Here is a 15,799-nt window from a genome sequence, read left to right on the forward strand (position 1 = left end):
CCCTGCGATGTTCGATCTCTCGTTTTTGCTCGAAGACGGCTACCTGAAGCTGTTTCGCGATGGGGTGCTGACGACGCTGCGCCTGTTCGTGGTCTCGGGCCTGCTCGCGATCGTGGTGGGTGTAACGCTCACCACCTTGCGCGCTATGCCGGTGAAGCTCTTCAAGGGCTTTGTGATCGTGGTGGTCGAGTACCACCGCAATGTGCCGGTGCTGGTGCAGATTCTCGTGTGGTACTTCGGCGTGCCGCAATTGCTGCCCGACGGCGCGCGTGACTGGATCAATGCCGGCAACACCGAGTTCTTCTTCGCGACGGTGGCGCTCGCGCTCAACGCGGGGGCGTTCATCTCGGAGGACATGCGCTCCGGCCTGCGCGCCATTCCCCACACCCAACAGGAAGCCGCGTGGTCGATCGGCCTGACGTATCTGCAATCGTTTCGCTACGTGATTCTGCCGCAGGGCATTCGCGCGGCGTTGCCCGCCCTGCTCAATCAGGCGTTGCTGCTCTTCAAGAACAGCTCGCTGGCGATGGCTATCGGCGTGCACGAGTTGCTGTATCGCACGCGTCAGATCGATAACCTGACCTTCCGCACCTTCGACGTATTTCTGGTGGCGACGATTCTGTATCTGATCGGCACGCTGGCCTTGATGGCGCTCTCCGAGCACTTTGCCAAGCGCCGTACGGCGCCGTCGGGAGTCTGAGGCCATGTTCGAGATTCTTCACGACTATCTCGCGTTGTTCCTCGTCGGCAGCTGGCCCAACGGCCCGCTGGGCGGCGTGGCGGTCACGCTCATTCTCTCGGCGCTGGGGCTGGTGATCTCGTTCCCGATTGCTGTGGCGATCGGCATGGGGCAAGTCTCGCCGTGGCGCTGGCTGCGCCGTGTGATCGGTGTGTGGACGCGCCTCGTGCGCGGCATTCCGCTGCTGATGATCATCTTCTGGGCGTACTTCGCGGTGCCGTTGCTGGTGGGGGCCGAAGTCTCGGCGTTCACCACGGCGGTCTGCGCCATCATCGTCTACGAGAGCGCTTTCCTGTCGCAAATCGTGCGTGCCGGTCTGGAAGGCCTGCCGCGCGGACAGATGGAAGCCGCACGCTCGAATGGACTGTCGTGGCTGCAAAGCATGCGTTACGTGCAGTTGCCGCAGGCGCTTGCCAACATGCTGCCGTCGATCGTCAATCAGTTCGTGTCGATCATCAAGGCGACGTCGCTGGCGTACGTCATCGGCGTGCCGGAACTGACGTACTCGGCCGCGCAGGTGAACACGATCACGCTGACCAAGCCGCTGCAAACGTTCCTCGTGCTCGCAGCATTCTATTTCGTGGTGTGTTTCGCCATCTCGCGCTTCGCTGGCTGGCTGGAGCGTCGCATCGCCCGCCAGCGCGCGGGGTTGGCCTGAGCCCATGAAGCGTTCAAGTGAGCATTCAAGTATTCAGAAGGAGAACGCGGCCATGACCATGCTCGCATTCGAGAATGTCCAGAAGTACTACGGTGAGCATCACGTGCTCAAGGGCATCGATGCCACCATCAACCGCGGCGAAGTCGTTGTCGTGTGCGGGCCGTCGGGCTCGGGCAAGTCGACGCTGATCCGCACGGTGACCCGGCTCGAAGCGATTCAGCAGGGACGCATCCTGTTCGAAGGCAAGGACGTGACGGCGCGCGACGTGAAGCTCAATCAGTTGCGTGCGCGCATCGGCTTTGTGTTCCAGAGCTTCAACCTGTTTCAGAACCTGTCAGTGCGGCAGAACCTGATTCTCGGCCCGACGAAGGTGCTCGGCATGTCGCGCGACGAAGCCACTGCGCAGGCCGAAGCGCTGCTCGCAAAGGTCGGGCTCGCGCACAAGATCGATGCGATGCCGGCCAACCTGTCCGGCGGGCAACAGCAGCGCGTGGCGATTGCGCGCGCGTTGGCCATGAAGCCGCCGCTCATGTTGTTTGACGAGCCGACGAGTGCGCTCGATCCGGAGATGGTGCAGGAAGTGCTGCAAGTCATGCGTGCCCTCGCCGACGAAGGTCTGACGATGATGATCGTCACGCACGAGATGGGTTTTGCCCGTGACGTCTCGAGCCGCGTCTGGTTTATGGATCAGGGCGAATTGCTCGAAGACTCGCCGCCGGCAGCGTTTTTCAGTCAGCCGAAACACGCGCGTGCGCAGCGCTTCCTGCAAGACGTGCTGCGTCCGCAACCGTTCGTGGGCGTGCCCCGCGACGCGGTACCGGCCTGATACCCCATAACGATAAAACACACACGCGACACTGCCCCCAGTCAGATGTTTTCGGGCACATCCATAACAAAGCTTCACGGAGAACACCCTCACCATGTCCACGCAAACTGAACAACGCCAGGCCGTCGTGGCCGATGCCATCGCCGCAATGAAGGCCGCTCTGGCCCCGGCGGGCGAGACGCGCCCGGCACTCGCTGCCGTGCTCGATCAGGTCAAATCGCTCGCCGCGCGCACCGCGCTGTGGAACGACGCCGACTTCCCGCCGCCGAACGACGGTGAACTGCAAGCGCGCTATCTGATTCACGAAGATGCCGACCGCACCTATGCGCTGTATCTGAACGTGATGCGCCCCGGCAAGAAGATCACGCCGCACAACCACACCACGTGGGCGTGCATCGCGGCGGTCGACGGCACCGAATACAACTACGTGTATCGCCGCACCGACGACGGCGCGACGCCCGGCGTTGGCACGCTCGAAGTGAGCGACACCGTTGTGGTCGATCCGGGGCATGGCATTGCGCTGGCCTCGGAAGATATCCACGCCGTGGAGATCAAGGGCGAAGCCCCCATCCGCCACCTGCACATGTACGGCCGCGCACTGGAGACGCTCACCGAGCGCATCACGTTCGATCTGGATAAAGGCACGTATCAGGTGATGGACATCGGCGTGAAGACACGTCGATAAGCGCGTCGCTAAGCGCAAAAACTCACTGCTAAAAACCGCCGCCTGCGTGGTGCGCTGAGCGCCTGACGCGGCACCGGCGGCGGCAATTCCTGACGGCGCGAGCGAATCTCGCGCCCCCGCATCACATCGCCCTGACCGGCGGTGCGGGCTCGCTCATCCCTACGTTTCGGCAAACGCCGCGACGAACTTCGAAAACTGACGCTACGCTATGACCTCGTTCACTCCTTCATTCGTGCCGGCCGCCCAGCTCAAGGACTGGCTGCACGACGGCGCCGAGATTGCCGTCTTCGACGTGCGCGAGCACGGCCAGTACGGCGAAGCCCACCTGTTCTACGGCGTGACGCTGCCCTACAGCCGCCTCGAACTCGATATTCCCCGTCTCGCCCCGCGCCGCGATGCGCGCGTGGTGGTCTATGACACCGACGCCACGGTGGCCGTGCAGGCGGCAGCCCGTCTGGCGGCGCTCGGCTACACGAACGTGCATGTGCTGGAGCACGGCACCCAAGGCTGGCAACAGGCGGGTTACGCGCTGTTCGCCGGTGTGAACGTGCCGTCGAAGACGTTCGGCGAACTGGTGGAGTTGGCGTATCACACGCCGCGCGTGACCGCGCGTGAACTCGCCGCCATGCGCGAGCACGGCGACGAGGTCGTGATTCTCGATGGCCGCCCCGTCAACGAATATCTGAAGATGACGATTCCGTCGTCGATCTGCTGCCCGAACGGCGAGCTTGGCTACCGCATTCGCGAACTGGTACCGAATCCGCAAACGCCCATCGTGGTGAACTGCGCCGGGCGTACCCGCAGCATCATCGGTGCGCAGACGCTCATCAATCTCGGCATTCCGAACCCGGTGATGGCGCTCGAGAACGGCACCCAAGGCTGGTATCTCGAAGACCTGCCGCTCGAACACGGCAGCACGCGCCGCTATCCGGACGCGGTAACGCCGTCGCACGTGGCGCAAATGCAGGAAGCCAGCGAGGCGCTGGCCGAGCGCTTCGCTGTGCCGGAAATTGACGCAGCGACGTTTGCCGAGTGGGCTGCCGACGCGTCGCGCTCGCTGTACCTGTGCGACGTGCGCACGCCGGAAGAATTTGCCGCCGGCACGTTGCCGGGCGCGCAGCACACGCCGGGCGGGCAGTTGATTCAGGCGACCGATCAGTACGTGGGTGTGCGTCACGCGCGCGTGGTGCTGTTCGACAACGACGGCGTGCGTGCGCCGATCGTCGCAAGCTGGTTGCGTCAGCTGGGTCATGACGCCTGTGTGTTGCGCGACGGACTCGACAGCGGCGTATCGCTGGCCGCGACGACGCCCGCGTTCGACATCACGTTGCCGGAGATCGATGCCGCTGCGCTCGGCGCGTCGCTGGCTGACAACAGCGTCACCGTGATCGACGTGCGCCCCAGCATGAGCTACCGGCGTGAACATATTCCGGGGTCCCACTGGGCGATTCGTCCGCACCTGCCGCAGTTGCCGGCAGCGCATAATGTCGTGCTCGTGGCCGATGAGCGCGGCGTTGCCGAATTGTTCGTGGCCGACTGGCGTCGTGCTCATCCTGCCGACTCGCGCACGTTCTCGCTGCTGGCTGGCGGGTTCAAGGCGTGGACGGCGGCCGGTCAGCCGGGCGTGAGTACGCCCGACTTGCCGGTGGATGCCGAGTGCATCGACTACCTGTTCTTCGTGCACGACCGCCACGACGGTAACAAGGCGGCCGCACGTCAGTATCTGGCGTGGGAGACGGGCCTGCTCGCGCAACTCGACGAGCAGGAGCGCGGTGCTTTCCGCATTGGTGGCATCGGCAGCATCACTGCCCCTGACGCCGCGAAGTAATTGCAGTGCCTGTGCGTGCGCGGCCCGGTCGCGCACGCGACGAATCCGACCTGCCGGTCATTGCCAACGCCCTGATCATGTCCCGACAAACGCCCCCCCAACGCCTTGCCACCCGTCTTGTGAAGGGCGGCACGCACACCCCTGTCGTCGGCGGCCGTGCCGTCAATCCGCCCGTGGTGCGCGCGTCCACCGTGTTGTTCGATTCAATGGACGATCTGAACGATGCCCGCCGCCGTCGCAGCACCGAGCGCATGTTCACCTACGGGGCGCGCGGTAATCCGACAGGTTTCGCACTCGAAGACGTGGTGGCCGCGCTCGAAGGCGGCTATCGCACGCGCCTCTTCCCGACGGGGCTGGCCGCAATCTCGATGGTGTTTCTCGCCTACGTGCGCCCCGGCGATCACGTGCTGATCGCCGATTGCGTGTATCAGCCGCTGCGCCATTTCGTCGAAACCTTCCTCAAGCCGTGGGGCGTGCACGTCACCTACTTCCGCGCGGATGGCAGCGACGTCGGCGAGCATATGACCGCCCGCACGAAGCTGGTGTACGTGGAAGCGCCGGGTTCGCTCGTCTATGAAATGTGCGACATCCCCGCGCTGGCCGACCTTGCTCACCGTCACGGTGCATTGCTTGTCGCTGACAACACTTGGGGATCAGGCGTGCAGTACCGACCGCTGATGCTGGGTGCCGACGTATCGGTGATGGCTGCGACGAAGTATCTGAGCGGGCACTCCGACGTGATGATGGGTACCGTCACCACCACCGAGGAGGTCTGGCAGACACTCTCGACGATGGCCGACGCGCAGGGCGTGGCAGTGAGCCCGGACGACGCCTATCTCGTGTTGCGCGGCACACGCACGCTGGCGGCGCGCTTGCAAATGCACGAGCGCCACGCGCTGGAAATCGCGCACTGGCTGGAAAGCCAGCCTGACGTGGCGCGTGTGTTCTGTCCGGCACTGCCCTCGCACCCCGGGCATGCCCTGTGGCAACGCGATTGTCTGGGCACTAATGGGCTGCTCTCGTTCGAGTTCGCGAACGCGACCGCCGCACAGGCAGACCGTTTTGTCGATTCGCTGAGCCTGTTCGGTATCGGCGCGTCGTGGGGCGGCTTCGAGAGTCTTGCGACGGTGTCGAATGTTGCCGGGACGCGCACTTGTGAGGACTGGTCGACGGCGGGGCCGATCGTCCGGCTGCACATCGGTCTGGAAGACCCGCAGGATCTGATGGACGATCTGGCCGCCGGATTCGCGCAAATGTCAGCGTAACGCTGTTTTCCTCAGCCCTCGCCTCCGGTCATGCGTAACCCTGCAATGCCGAGAATCGCGAGGGCGAGGAAGCCCCCGCGAGACCACGTCAACGTTTCGCCGAAGACCATTACACCGATAACGACCAGACCGATCGTACCGATGCCCGTCCAGATGGCATACGCCGTGCCGACGGGCAGCGTCTTCAATGCCAGCGCCAGCAGATAGATGCTGGCCAGCGCCGCAACCAACGCAATGACGCTGGGCGTGACGCGCGTCCAGCCGCTATTGAGCTTGAGTGCGATCCCCATCCCGATTTCGAGCGCGGCTGCCAGCAGTAGATATCCCCACGCCATCGTGTTATTCCTCCTGCGCCACAGCCACACCGCGATTCGCGACGATGGCGGTTTGCACCGCGGGCCGATCGGCAATCGTCGCGAGCCAGCGCTGCAAGTGCGGGAATGGAGCGATATCCAGATGCAGTTCCTCGTAGGTGCGCAGCCACGCAAATGCGGCGATATCGGCGATTGAATAGTCGTCGGTCGCGAGATAGGCGGACTGTGTGAGGCGCGCTTCGACCACGCCAAGCAGGCGCAGCGACTCCTTGCGATAGCGCTCGATGGCTTCGCGATTGTCTGTTTTCGCGCCGTGCAAAAACCACCACAACTGCCCGAGCATCGGTCCAATGCCACCGATCTGGAAATGGAGCCACTGCTGCACGGCGAGGTGCCCGGCCTCGGTGGCAGGCTGCAAAACCCCCGTTTTGTCCGCGAGATACGTGAGAATCGCGCCCGACTCGAAAACCGTCTGGTCGCGCTCGTGATCGACGATGACCGGAATCTTGCCGTTCGGATTCAGCCGCAAGAACTCGGGCTGCTTCTGCTCGCCTGCCGACAGATCGACATCGATCTGACGATAGGCCAGCCGGGCTTCATGCAGATACAGGCTGACCTTCAGCCCATTGGGGGTGTTTGCGGTGTACAGCGTTAGGGGGTGTGCCATGACGTTCCTCTCGTGGGTGGTCGCCGAATGACTTCAGGATTGACTTCGCGTTAAGGATTGCAATTGCAATCGTTGCAATGGCAATCCTATGCGGTTTCGTTTTGAACCGCAAGCGAGTCATCGGCGCGCACGCCCATCGGGCGACCGGGGAGATCGCGAGAAACGTCGATGGATGGCGATGGAGGCTTGTGGGCCCTAGCGTTTGCTGTCGGAGAGGAGTTCGAACGCGGCGGCACTGGCGCGGTCGAGCGCTTCGGCCGTCGGGCGTACGTCTTTCTCGCGGAACTGGCTCAGGAACAACTCTGCGACCGTGGACTGGTAGACCTTCCACATCTTCTTGCGCAGGGTGCGGCCTTTGTCGGTGATGGTCGCGTAGGCGGCGCGGCCGTCTTCCGGCGAGCGCATCCGTGTGACTAGCCCCTCCTGCTCCAGCCGGTCGATCAGCCGCGTGAGGTTGTAGCGCTCGATCGCGAGCACGTCGGCCAATTCATGCATGCGGCGGGTGCCGTCCGGGCCGCTTTCCAGTCCCCAGAGCGTGTCGTACCACGCATAGGCCGGCAAGCCAGCGTCGGCCAGACGGCGCTCGATTTCGCGAATCATCGTGCGGTGCGCGCGCACAAAGGAAAACCACAGATCGGGGTCGGTTGAACTCATGAGGGCCCTCGTCAAATTCGAATGTGAGTTGCAGTTGCAATTGTACATGGCTAGAATGACCGCCAAGACGATTGCAATTGCAACTCACAAGGAGGCATGTCATGACTCAACCGCTGCTGGCGGCGCACGCCGCAAATTCCTCGTCCACGGATGTCGACGCGCAGGAGACGCGCGAGTGGCTAGACGCGCTCGACGGCGTGACGCAATACGAAGGCCGTGCCCGTGCGCACTACCTGATGGATCGCCTCGCCGACTGGGACTTCGAGCGTCATGGCGATTACCACGGGCGCGTCACGACGGCTTACGTCAATACGATTCCCCGGTCGCGTCAGCCGGACTATCCGGGTGATCTCGCCATCGAGCGACGGCTCAACGCCTTCATTCGCTGGAACGCGATGGTGATGGTGTTGCGCGCGGGCAAGCACTCGAACGTCGGTGGGCATATTGCGACGTATCAGTCGGCAGCGGTGCTGTATGACGTGGGCTTCAATCACTTCTTCCGTGGCCGCACCGACACGTTCGACGGCGACATGATCTACATTCAAGGGCACTCCGCGCCCGGCATCTACGGCCGCGCGTATCTGGAGGGCCGCATTACCGAGGCGCAGCTCGATGACTTCCGGCGCGAGGCGGGGCGCGATGGTATTTCGTCGTATCCGCATCCCCGGTTGATGCCTGACTTCTGGCAGTTCCCGACGGTGTCGATGGGGCTCGGGCCCCTCACCGCCGCGTATCAGGCGCGTTTCATGCGCTATCTCGAATACCGCAGTCTCAAGCCGCATCAGGGCCGCAAGGTCTGGGCGTTTCTCGGTGACGGCGAGATGGATCAGCCGGAGTCGCTGGCCGCGATTTCACTGGGCGGGCGCGAACGGCTCGACAACCTGATCTTCGTTGTGAACTGCAACCTGCAACGGCTCGACGGGCCGGTGCGTGGCAACAGCAAAGTCATTCAGGAACTGGAAGGCACCTTCCGCGCGGCGGGATGGAATGTCATCAAGGTGGTCTGGGGCAGCGGCTGGGATGCCCTGCTCGAAAACGACACGCACGGTCTGCTGCGCGAGCGGATGATGGCCTGCGTCGATGGCGACTATCAGACATTCAAGTCGCAAAGCGGTGCCTACGTGCGGGAGCATTTCTTCGGCAAATCGCCTGAGTTGCTGGCGATGGTCGCGCACCTGAGCGATGACGAAATCTGGCAACTGGCCCGTGGCGGTCACGACGCGCTGAAAGTGCACGCGGCCTACGCGCAGGCGATGCGCACCGAAGGGCGTCCGACGGTAATTCTCGCAAAGACGGTTAAGGGCTTCGGCATGGGCGAGGCGGGCGAAGGGCAGAACGTCAATCATCAGTTGAAGAAGATGAGCGCCGATGCCGTGCGCGCGTTTCGCGATCGCTTCGATTTGCCCGTGCCGGACGATCAGCTCGACGCGATGCCTTATCTCAAGCCGTCGCCGGATAGCCCGGAGGGCCGATATTTCGCGGCGCGGCTTGCTGCGCAGGGCGGAAACTTGCCCGCACGGTTCGGTCTTCGCGCACCGCTTGCGATCCCGCCGTTGAGTGCTTTCGGCGGCCAGTTGAAAGACTCCGGCGAGCGTGAATTGTCGACCACGATGGCGTTCGTGCGCATGTTGACCACGCTGCTCAAAGATCCGGAGATCGGCAAGCGTGTCATTCCCATCGTGCCGGACGAGTCACGCACTTTCGGGATGGAGGGCCTGTTCCGACAGATCGGTATTCACTCGTATCTCGGCCAGCTCTACACGCCGCAGGACGCCGGGCAGTTGAGCTACTACAAAGAAGCGCGCGACGGTCAGATCTTGCAGGAAGGGATCAATGAATCAGGGGCCATCGCATCGTGGATTGCGGCGGGCACGTCGTACAGCACGCACGACTTTGCAACGATTCCGTTCTACATCTTCTATTCGATGTTTGGGCTGCAACGGGTCGGTGATCTGGCGTGGGCGGCTGGCGATGCGCGCACGCGTGGCTTCCTGTTGGGCGCGACCTCCGGGCGCACGACGCTCATGGGCGAAGGGCTGCAACACGACGACGGGCACAGCCACGTGCTGTCGTCGGTGATTCCGAACTGCGTGTCGTACGACCCGACGTTCCAGTTCGAGCTGGCCGTGATTCTGCAAGACGGCATGCGGCGGATGTATGCGAACGACGAAGACGTCTATTACTACGTCACGTTGCTCAATGAGAACTACCAGCACCCGGCCATGCCCGAAGGCGCCGAAGCGGGCATTCTCAAAGGGCTGTACCTGTTGCAGGAAGGCGCTGCGCCCGCGCCCGATGCGCCTCGCGTGCAACTGATGGGCAGTGGCGCGATTCTGCGAGAAGTCATTGCGGCGGGAGAACTGCTGGCGAAGGACTTCGGCGTGGCGAGCGATGTCTGGAGTGCGACGAGCCTCACCGAAGTGCGACGCGAAGGGCTGGCAGTGGAACGCTGGAATCTGCTGCACCCATCGCAAATGCCGCGTGTGCCGTATGTGCAGCAATGTCTCTCCGAGCGGGACGGGCCGTTGGTGGTCGCCACCGACTACATGAAGATCATCGGCGATCAGATTCGACCGTTCGTCTCGGACCGACGGTTTGTGACGTTGGGTACGGACGGTTTCGGCCGGTCAGACACGCGCGAATCGCTGCGTGAGTTCTTCGAAGTCGATCGGCATTTCATCGTGCTTGCGGCACTTACTGCGCTGGCCGACGAAGGCAAGCTGCCGCGCGAGCGCGCCGCCGAGGCCATCGTCAAATACGGTATCGATCCGGAGAAGCTGGACCCGGCGTCGGTGTGACGTGCGGCGCGCCGTCAACAATCACTTTGGCGTTGGCGGCGCTTTACCCGTGGTGGTGACGGAGGCGATATAGCGGGCAATCGTGCTCACGACGCCCGGGGCCAATGACAGCGAAGGGTTGCCATAGGTTGCGATGTTGGCAGCACGCTCGCCGGTGGTCACGGTTTTCAGGACGTGATTGGTGTCGGGGAGCAACGCGAGCGTTGCGGCCGGCTGGGCCTGCTTGAGCCGCTGCGCATCGACCAAGCCGACTTGCAGGTCACGCTCGCCTTGCACGATGAGGGTGGGCACCCGCACATCGGCAATCAGCTTGGCGGGGTCTTGCGAGAAGAGGCTGATGAGAAAGCCCTGCACGGCCGGTGCGAAAAGCGGGGCCAGCGGCGCGGGCAGTGTCTTGACGTCCACACGCTCGCCCTTCGTGAGCGAGAGAATGGCCGCGTCACCGGCGTCGGCGATGTGAGCGTTGACGGGGTTGGCGTGCAACTGTTCACTCAGCACGTCGCCCAGCGGCCGGCCGCCTGTGGATACGAGAATCAGTCCGCAGACGCCGTCCGGATGGCGGGCCGCCGTTGCCAGCGCCATTAGTCCACCCTCGCTGTGGCCGAGCAGCCAGACGCAACGTGCACTCGTTTGCTGACGGATGGTGTTGACCCACGAGAGGGTGTCTTGCACGTAATCGTCGACGGTCACGGCGTTTGGGTTCGCCACGGCTTTTGCGCTGCCGAACAATCCGCGCTTGTCGATGCGAACGGTGGCGATGCGATTCGCGGCAAGCCCTTCGGCGAGCAGCTTGTACGGCTCAGCCCGCACGCCTAACGGATTGTTGCCGTCACGATCCGTCGGCCCAGAGCCCGGAATGATGAGCACCGTGGCGATCGGCTGCGCGGGAGATTCGAGCGTGCCCGCGAGCGGCCCTTGCGGCCCGGGGGCCTGTATCTCAGTGGTCGCAGCGTGTGTCATGGTGGCGGCGGTGGTGATCGAAAGTGCTAACCCGAGAGACAGTGCGGACTTGAGCATGACGAAGACATCAACATGACGACGTGACGGAATGCCTCACCAGTCCTCCGGCGGGCGCGCAGTCGCTATTCGTACCACAGCCATCTGACAACTTCCCCGGCGTCATGCAATCAGGGCACCCCGCGCGCCACGACACAGCGCGCGGGGATGGGGTTCGACAACGCGTCAGCGCGCGTTACCGTCGAGTGTCGACAGAATCTGATGTGCCGCGCGCACGCGCTCCGCGATCGGGAACGCCTTGTTCGCGAGGATCACGATGCCCATCTGCTTCGCAGGTACGAACGCGACATACGCGCCGAAGCCGTTGGTCGAACCGGTCTTGTTGACCCAGACGGCGGGCGTCGGGGCGATCGACGGCGAGAGTTCGCGCGCCGATGTGGTCTCGTATGCCATCTTCGGACCGTTGCCTGCGAGCAACGAATCCAGCGTGACCGGGTACGGGTACTGCTCCCAGATCAGGTCCTGCGTCATCGGGCTGTCGAAGTAGTAGCCGATGCGCGTGTCGTGAATCGCCTGCTGCAACTTGGCGTCACCCACTGGCTTGCCGAGTTGCACGCTCACGAAGCGCAACAGGTCGCCCGCCGTAGTGCGCACGCCGTAGGCTTCCGATTCGAGAATGTCCGGTCGGATTCGCACCGGCTTGTCGGTCTTCGAATAGCCCCAGGCGTAGTTCGTCATCTGATCGGCGGGCACGTGCAGATAGGTATGCGACAGGCCGAGCGGCGTGAACACGTGCTGGGTCATGAGCGTCGTGAAATCGCTGCCCATCGAGCGGGAGGTAATCCAGCCCAGCGTGCCGATGCTCACGTTCGAATAGGTGCGCACGGTGCCCGGCGGCTTCGCAGGCTTCCACGTCTTCAGATAAGCGAGCAGTTGATCGTCATCGCGAATGCCGTCCGGCAGTTGCAGCGGCAGGCTGCCGGCCGTGTGGGTGCCCAGATTGAGCAGCGTGAGCTCACCGAAGGGTGTACCGGCCAGCGACGGCAGGAAACGGCTGGTTTTGTCGGTGAGCGAGAGCGCGCCCGTGGTTTGCGCGTAGGCGGTGAGCGTCGCAGTGAAGGTCTTGCTGACGGAGCCGATTTCAAAGAGCGTATCGGCGGTCACCGGCTTGTTTGCTGTCTTGTCGGCGACGCCGTAGTTGAAGACGTACGACTTGCCGTCAACGATGACGCCGACGGCCATGCCCGGCACGGCATTGTCTTTCATGAGCGATGCGGCGGTCTGGTCGACAAGTTTTTTGATGGCGGCACGTTGCGGGTCGGCGCCGGGTTGTGCGGCGTAGCTGCCCGCGCTCATGGCCATCCAGCCAATGGCGGCAAGGGTGGCAATCGCCGCAATCGGCGTAAGGAAGGTGAAATGGCGTTTTTGCATCGGTCGGGGGTCTCCCTGAAGGCTTGTGCGGCGGGCAATCGACGAAATACGCGACGCCCGTTTGGACTGCGCTAAGCCTAATCCGAAAGTTGTCGCTGGTCGTTGCCCATGCTGGTAACAGACGTAACCTTTGCAACGCTTGTTTGACATCGGCCGTGGGGCCGTCTGCGCGTTGGCGAAAAAAAACCGCCCTCTACGGGGCGGCAACACGCTGAATCGATACAGGGGGGGGATTGCATTCAGCGCGGGGGTATCGACGATCCGCCATCAGCCCTGCGCTATCAGCCAGCGGCCAGTGGCGAATCGATTCATAAGTCAGGCGTCTTGAAGCGCAGGCTCTTCGCGGCGGATCGATTCGGCGGAGATCATCGCGTCGGCGTTGAGCGGCGGAATATCGCCGAAGAGCGGACGGTAGACAAAATCGCCCACGTCGATCGGGGCACCCGTGAGCGCACAAACGCCGGGGTGATGGGCCTTGCGCACGCGCCAGATCTGTGCGCCGTAGTTGCCGCCCATCGCGTCGTTCCACGAGACGGTGATCGTCAGTTCGCTCGCAATTTCGAGCACGCGCACGATCGGTGCGCGCCGTGTGTACGGAATCACCGGCCGGCACTCGACCGGTTCCGCATCGAGCATGGCCACGGTGTGCTGCCAGACGCCCTTCTTGCGCAATGACGCGCCCGAGGCACTCGATACGCCGGATGCGCGGCCGCGGCCGCCCCGGTTGCTGCAATTGGTTCTGTTTTCGCTTCGCATAGTCAGGCCAGCCGGATGCGCGGCCCGAGAAGGCCGCCGAGTTTTTCGGCACCCAACAGCGCCGTCGCGCGGGCAACCCCGTGCAGCGCATGTTGATGACGCCGGTACAACATCGCGTGGCTCCACTGCGCAAAGCGTCCGCGCACGATGCCACCTTTGAAAAAACCAAATCGCCCAAGCGCCCCGAACGCGTTGTAGTCCGAGAGCGATACGAGGGCCCCGTGATCGCGATAACCGAACGGCGGAATCGCATGACCTTCCAGCCACGCCCCCAGATGCCGGCTCAAATGCGCGGCCTGTTGGGTCGCCACTTGCGCGGTCGGGGGCAAGGCACGTTCGCCGTCTGCCGGCACGAGCGACGCGCAGTCGCCGACGGCGAAAATGCGCTCGTCCTGTGCGGTCTGCATCGTCGCGCGCACCAAAATCTGGTTCGCGTGATTGGTGTCGAGCCCGCCGATGCCTTGCAAGAAGTCGGGTGCCTTGACGCCAGCGGCCCACACGAGCAGATCGCCCGGGATCAACTGGCCGTCGTCACGATAAAAGCCGTCGCGGTCGGCGCACACGATGCGCGTATCGGTCAGCACGCGAAAGCCCAGGCGCTCAAGCTGCGCTTGGGTGGCCGACGAAATCTCTGGCGCAAAGGCGCCCAGCACGCGCGAGCCGCTTTCTACGAGTGTGAGTTTCAGACGTTCGCGAATTTGCGGATCGCCGTAGGCCGTGGCCATTTCGAACATGCGGCTAAGTTCAGCCGCCAGTTCCACGCCCGTGGCGCCGCCGCCCGCGATCACGACACGCAACGCGTCGTCGTTCACGGTGCTGCGTAAGGCTTCGCAACGCAATGCGGTGTTGAAGGCTTCGGCTTGCGGCTGGCTGTCGATGAAATGACACACGTCGCGCACACCGGGGATGCCGAAATCGTTGGCCTGCGAGCCGAGGGCCAGCACCAGCGCGTCGTAGGGCACCCGGCGCTCGCCGAGCAGACGCGAGCCGTCCGGCGCGTCCATTTCCCCCAGCACGATCTCGCGGCTGCGGCGATCCAGCCCGCACATGCGCCCGACCTGATACGTGAAGCCATGGCTGCACGCATGCGCCAGATAGGCGACCTGCGCCCGCGCCACATCGCGGGTGCCGGCTGCAATGGTGTGCAGCATCGGCTTCCACAGATGCGTGGGGTGGCTGTCGATGAGCGTCACGCGCGCAGCGCCGGTACGACCCAGCGTGCGGCCCAGGCGGGTCGCCAGCATCAGGCCGGCAACGCCACCACCGACGATCACGATTCGGTTAGCGGAAGACATTTGGGGGGGAAATGTCCAATTCAACAAGTGATGAATAAGCGCATAATAGCGACCGTGCCCCCTATGTGTCAAATGGGGTGTGTCTGGGCAGGCAGGTGCGCGCGGGTCGGTTAGACTTGGTGCATTGCTGTCGCAAATTCGACCAACCCATCGCTCAATGACTCCGATTAAAGCTGTCTCGCAAGCCGACCTGCCGCGCAAACGTACGCGCGGCCGTCCCACCGATAACTGCACGCACGGTGCCGAAGCGTTGTTGCATAACGCCCGGCGGATCTTTGCGCAGCGGGGCTTCTATGCGAGCAGCGTGCGGCAGATTGCCGAGGCGTCGGGGGTGGATGCGGCGCTGATCGCGCATCATTTCGGCTCGAAAGAGGCGCTCTGGGTGGCGGTGGTCGATCAGATCGCGACGCTCACGCGCTCGCTGATCGACGACACGCTGGCGTTGCGCCATGCGCCGATCGAGCCCGCCGAGCGTATCGAACAGGCGGTTCAGCTGTTTGTGGAGGCCGTGTTCGATAACCCGGACATCGGCATGTTCTTCTCGACGGCGGCCACCGAAGAAGGCGAACGGCTCGATATCCTCACGCAGCGCCTCGTACGCCCGTATCGCGACGCGATGGTGCCGCTCGTGGCTGATTGGCTCGTCGCACAAGACCGCCGCGTGGAAGACGCCGATGTGATGTTCTTCATGCTGACCTCGGCGATCAGCAAGACGGTGTCGTATCGCCACATGATGGGACCGTTTCTGCCGCCCGAAGGCATGGCCGATCTCAAGCGCACCGTGCTCGACTGCGCGATGGCGCTGATTCGGCAGTAATTCGTCAGTCATCCGGCTGCCATTCGGCGGTCATCCACGCGTCATCGGGCGGTAGCGACGCATGACAGTCGTATCAGTCGTATAAGATATCGGGGCCAGGGCCGACGTC

At 63.5% G+C, this 15,799-nt stretch carries 15 protein-coding genes; 8 read left to right on the forward strand and 7 right to left on the reverse strand.

What is annotated here, in order from left to right; genetic code table 11:
* Nucleotides 1-7: 7 nt before the first annotated feature.
* The 6 genes from AT302_RS00260 (at nt 8) to metC (ending at nt 6,001) form a co-directional block, all read left to right on the forward strand.
* Nucleotides 8-700, forward strand: coding sequence for an amino acid ABC transporter permease (locus AT302_RS00260; RefSeq protein WP_058376681.1), 693 nt, complete (start codon nt 8-10; stop codon nt 698-700).
* A gap of 4 nt (nt 701-704) precedes the next feature.
* Nucleotides 705-1,397, forward strand: coding sequence for an amino acid ABC transporter permease (locus AT302_RS00265; protein ID WP_058376682.1), 693 nt, complete (start codon nt 705-707; stop codon nt 1,395-1,397).
* A gap of 58 nt (nt 1,398-1,455) precedes the next feature.
* Complete coding sequence (locus AT302_RS00270) at nt 1,456-2,223, forward strand: amino acid ABC transporter ATP-binding protein (RefSeq protein ID WP_157125889.1); 768 nt, start codon at nt 1,456-1,458, stop codon at nt 2,221-2,223.
* A gap of 94 nt (nt 2,224-2,317) precedes the next feature.
* Complete coding sequence (locus AT302_RS00275) at nt 2,318-2,908, forward strand: cysteine dioxygenase family protein (protein ID WP_058376684.1); 591 nt, start codon at nt 2,318-2,320, stop codon at nt 2,906-2,908.
* Between the two features lie 208 nt (nt 2,909-3,116).
* A complete protein-coding gene (locus AT302_RS00280; RefSeq protein WP_058376685.1) occupies nt 3,117-4,736 on the forward strand; it encodes a rhodanese-like domain-containing protein in 1,620 nt (539 codons plus the stop codon).
* A 77-nt stretch (nt 4,737-4,813) separates the two neighbouring features.
* Nucleotides 4,814-6,001: a cystathionine beta-lyase gene (metC, locus tag AT302_RS00285; protein ID WP_058379995.1), complete on the forward strand. Its 1,188-nt coding sequence runs from the start codon at nt 4,814-4,816 to the stop codon at nt 5,999-6,001.
* A gap of 11 nt (nt 6,002-6,012) precedes the next feature.
* Here metC and AT302_RS00290 read toward each other — a convergent pair whose 3' ends face one another.
* From AT302_RS00290 to AT302_RS00300, 3 genes are all read right to left on the reverse strand, one after another.
* Complete coding sequence (locus AT302_RS00290) at nt 6,013-6,336, reverse strand: DMT family transporter (RefSeq protein WP_058376686.1); 324 nt, start codon at nt 6,334-6,336, stop codon at nt 6,013-6,015.
* Nucleotides 6,337-6,340: 4 nt separating this feature from the next.
* Entirely contained in the window at nt 6,341-6,982 is a 642-nt protein-coding gene (locus tag AT302_RS00295; protein ID WP_058376687.1) for a glutathione S-transferase family protein, read from the reverse strand.
* Nucleotides 6,983-7,177: 195 nt separating this feature from the next.
* Nucleotides 7,178-7,636 carry a MarR family winged helix-turn-helix transcriptional regulator gene (locus tag AT302_RS00300; protein ID WP_058376688.1) on the reverse strand — a complete coding sequence of 153 codons (459 nt, stop codon included), beginning with the start codon at nt 7,634-7,636 and terminating at the stop codon, nt 7,178-7,180.
* A 101-nt stretch (nt 7,637-7,737) separates the two neighbouring features.
* Here AT302_RS00300 and aceE point away from each other — a divergent pair, with 101 nt between their 5' ends.
* A complete protein-coding gene (aceE, locus tag AT302_RS00305; protein ID WP_058376689.1) occupies nt 7,738-10,434 on the forward strand; it encodes a pyruvate dehydrogenase (acetyl-transferring), homodimeric type in 2,697 nt (898 codons plus the stop codon).
* Between the two features lie 21 nt (nt 10,435-10,455).
* Here aceE and AT302_RS00310 read toward each other — a convergent pair whose 3' ends face one another.
* The 4 genes from AT302_RS00310 to AT302_RS00325 all read right to left on the reverse strand — a co-directional run bounded on the left by AT302_RS00310 (nt 10,456) and on the right by AT302_RS00325 (nt 14,873).
* The gene (locus tag AT302_RS00310) at nt 10,456-11,451 is read right to left on the reverse strand and encodes an alpha/beta hydrolase (RefSeq protein WP_058376690.1); all 996 of its coding nucleotides are present in this window, start codon (nt 11,449-11,451) and stop codon (nt 10,456-10,458) included.
* Nucleotides 11,452-11,616: 165 nt separating this feature from the next.
* Nucleotides 11,617-12,753 (reverse strand): class C beta-lactamase, encoded by a 1,137-nt coding sequence (gene ampC, locus AT302_RS00315; protein ID WP_064675154.1) that lies wholly within the window; start codon nt 12,751-12,753, stop codon nt 11,617-11,619.
* 384 nt (nt 12,754-13,137) lie between these two features.
* Nucleotides 13,138-13,578, reverse strand: coding sequence for a DUF3331 domain-containing protein (locus AT302_RS00320; protein ID WP_058376692.1), 441 nt, complete (start codon nt 13,576-13,578; stop codon nt 13,138-13,140).
* A 2-nt stretch (nt 13,579-13,580) separates the two neighbouring features.
* On the reverse strand, nt 13,581-14,873 hold the full coding sequence (locus tag AT302_RS00325) for an NAD(P)/FAD-dependent oxidoreductase (RefSeq protein WP_058376693.1): 1,293 nt from the start codon (nt 14,871-14,873) through the stop codon (nt 13,581-13,583).
* A gap of 157 nt (nt 14,874-15,030) precedes the next feature.
* Between AT302_RS00325 and AT302_RS00330 the strand changes: the two genes are divergently transcribed.
* The gene (locus AT302_RS00330) at nt 15,031-15,690 is read left to right on the forward strand and encodes a TetR/AcrR family transcriptional regulator (RefSeq protein WP_058376694.1); all 660 of its coding nucleotides are present in this window, start codon (nt 15,031-15,033) and stop codon (nt 15,688-15,690) included.
* The last annotated feature ends 109 nt before the right edge of the window (nt 15,691-15,799 follow it).

Source organism: Pandoraea norimbergensis (assembly GCF_001465545.3).
In the GTDB taxonomy this organism is placed as follows: Bacteria; Pseudomonadota; Gammaproteobacteria; order Burkholderiales; family Burkholderiaceae; genus Pandoraea; species Pandoraea norimbergensis.

What these genes read in the sequence shown, in the direction of transcription:
- AT302_RS00260 (WP_058376681.1), top strand. Translation starts at nt 8, where the DNA reads ATGTTCGATCTCTCGTTTTTGCTCGAAGACGGCTACCTGAAGCTGTTT.
- AT302_RS00265 (WP_058376682.1), top strand. Translation starts at nt 705, where the DNA reads ATGTTCGAGATTCTTCACGACTATCTCGCGTTGTTCCTCGTCGGCAGC.
- AT302_RS00270 (WP_157125889.1), top strand. Translation starts at nt 1,456, where the DNA reads ATGCTCGCATTCGAGAATGTCCAGAAGTACTACGGTGAGCATCACGTG.
- AT302_RS00275 (WP_058376684.1), top strand. Translation starts at nt 2,318, where the DNA reads ATGTCCACGCAAACTGAACAACGCCAGGCCGTCGTGGCCGATGCCATC.
- AT302_RS00280 (WP_058376685.1), top strand. Translation starts at nt 3,117, where the DNA reads ATGACCTCGTTCACTCCTTCATTCGTGCCGGCCGCCCAGCTCAAGGAC.
- metC (WP_058379995.1), top strand. Translation starts at nt 4,814, where the DNA reads ATGTCCCGACAAACGCCCCCCCAACGCCTTGCCACCCGTCTTGTGAAG.
- AT302_RS00290 (WP_058376686.1), bottom strand. Translation starts at nt 6,336, where the DNA reads ATGGCGTGGGGATATCTACTGCTGGCAGCCGCGCTCGAAATCGGGATG.
- AT302_RS00295 (WP_058376687.1), bottom strand. Translation starts at nt 6,982, where the DNA reads ATGGCACACCCCCTAACGCTGTACACCGCAAACACCCCCAATGGGCTG.
- AT302_RS00300 (WP_058376688.1), bottom strand. Translation starts at nt 7,636, where the DNA reads ATGAGTTCAACCGACCCCGATCTGTGGTTTTCCTTTGTGCGCGCGCAC.
- aceE (WP_058376689.1), top strand. Translation starts at nt 7,738, where the DNA reads ATGACTCAACCGCTGCTGGCGGCGCACGCCGCAAATTCCTCGTCCACG.
- AT302_RS00310 (WP_058376690.1), bottom strand. Translation starts at nt 11,451, where the DNA reads ATGCTCAAGTCCGCACTGTCTCTCGGGTTAGCACTTTCGATCACCACC.
- ampC (WP_064675154.1), bottom strand. Translation starts at nt 12,753, where the DNA reads ATGGCCATGAGCGCGGGCAGCTACGCCGCACAACCCGGCGCCGACCCG.
- AT302_RS00320 (WP_058376692.1), bottom strand. Translation starts at nt 13,578, where the DNA reads ATGCGAAGCGAAAACAGAACCAATTGCAGCAACCGGGGCGGCCGCGGC.
- AT302_RS00325 (WP_058376693.1), bottom strand. Translation starts at nt 14,873, where the DNA reads ATGTCTTCCGCTAACCGAATCGTGATCGTCGGTGGTGGCGTTGCCGGC.
- AT302_RS00330 (WP_058376694.1), top strand. Translation starts at nt 15,031, where the DNA reads ATGACTCCGATTAAAGCTGTCTCGCAAGCCGACCTGCCGCGCAAACGT.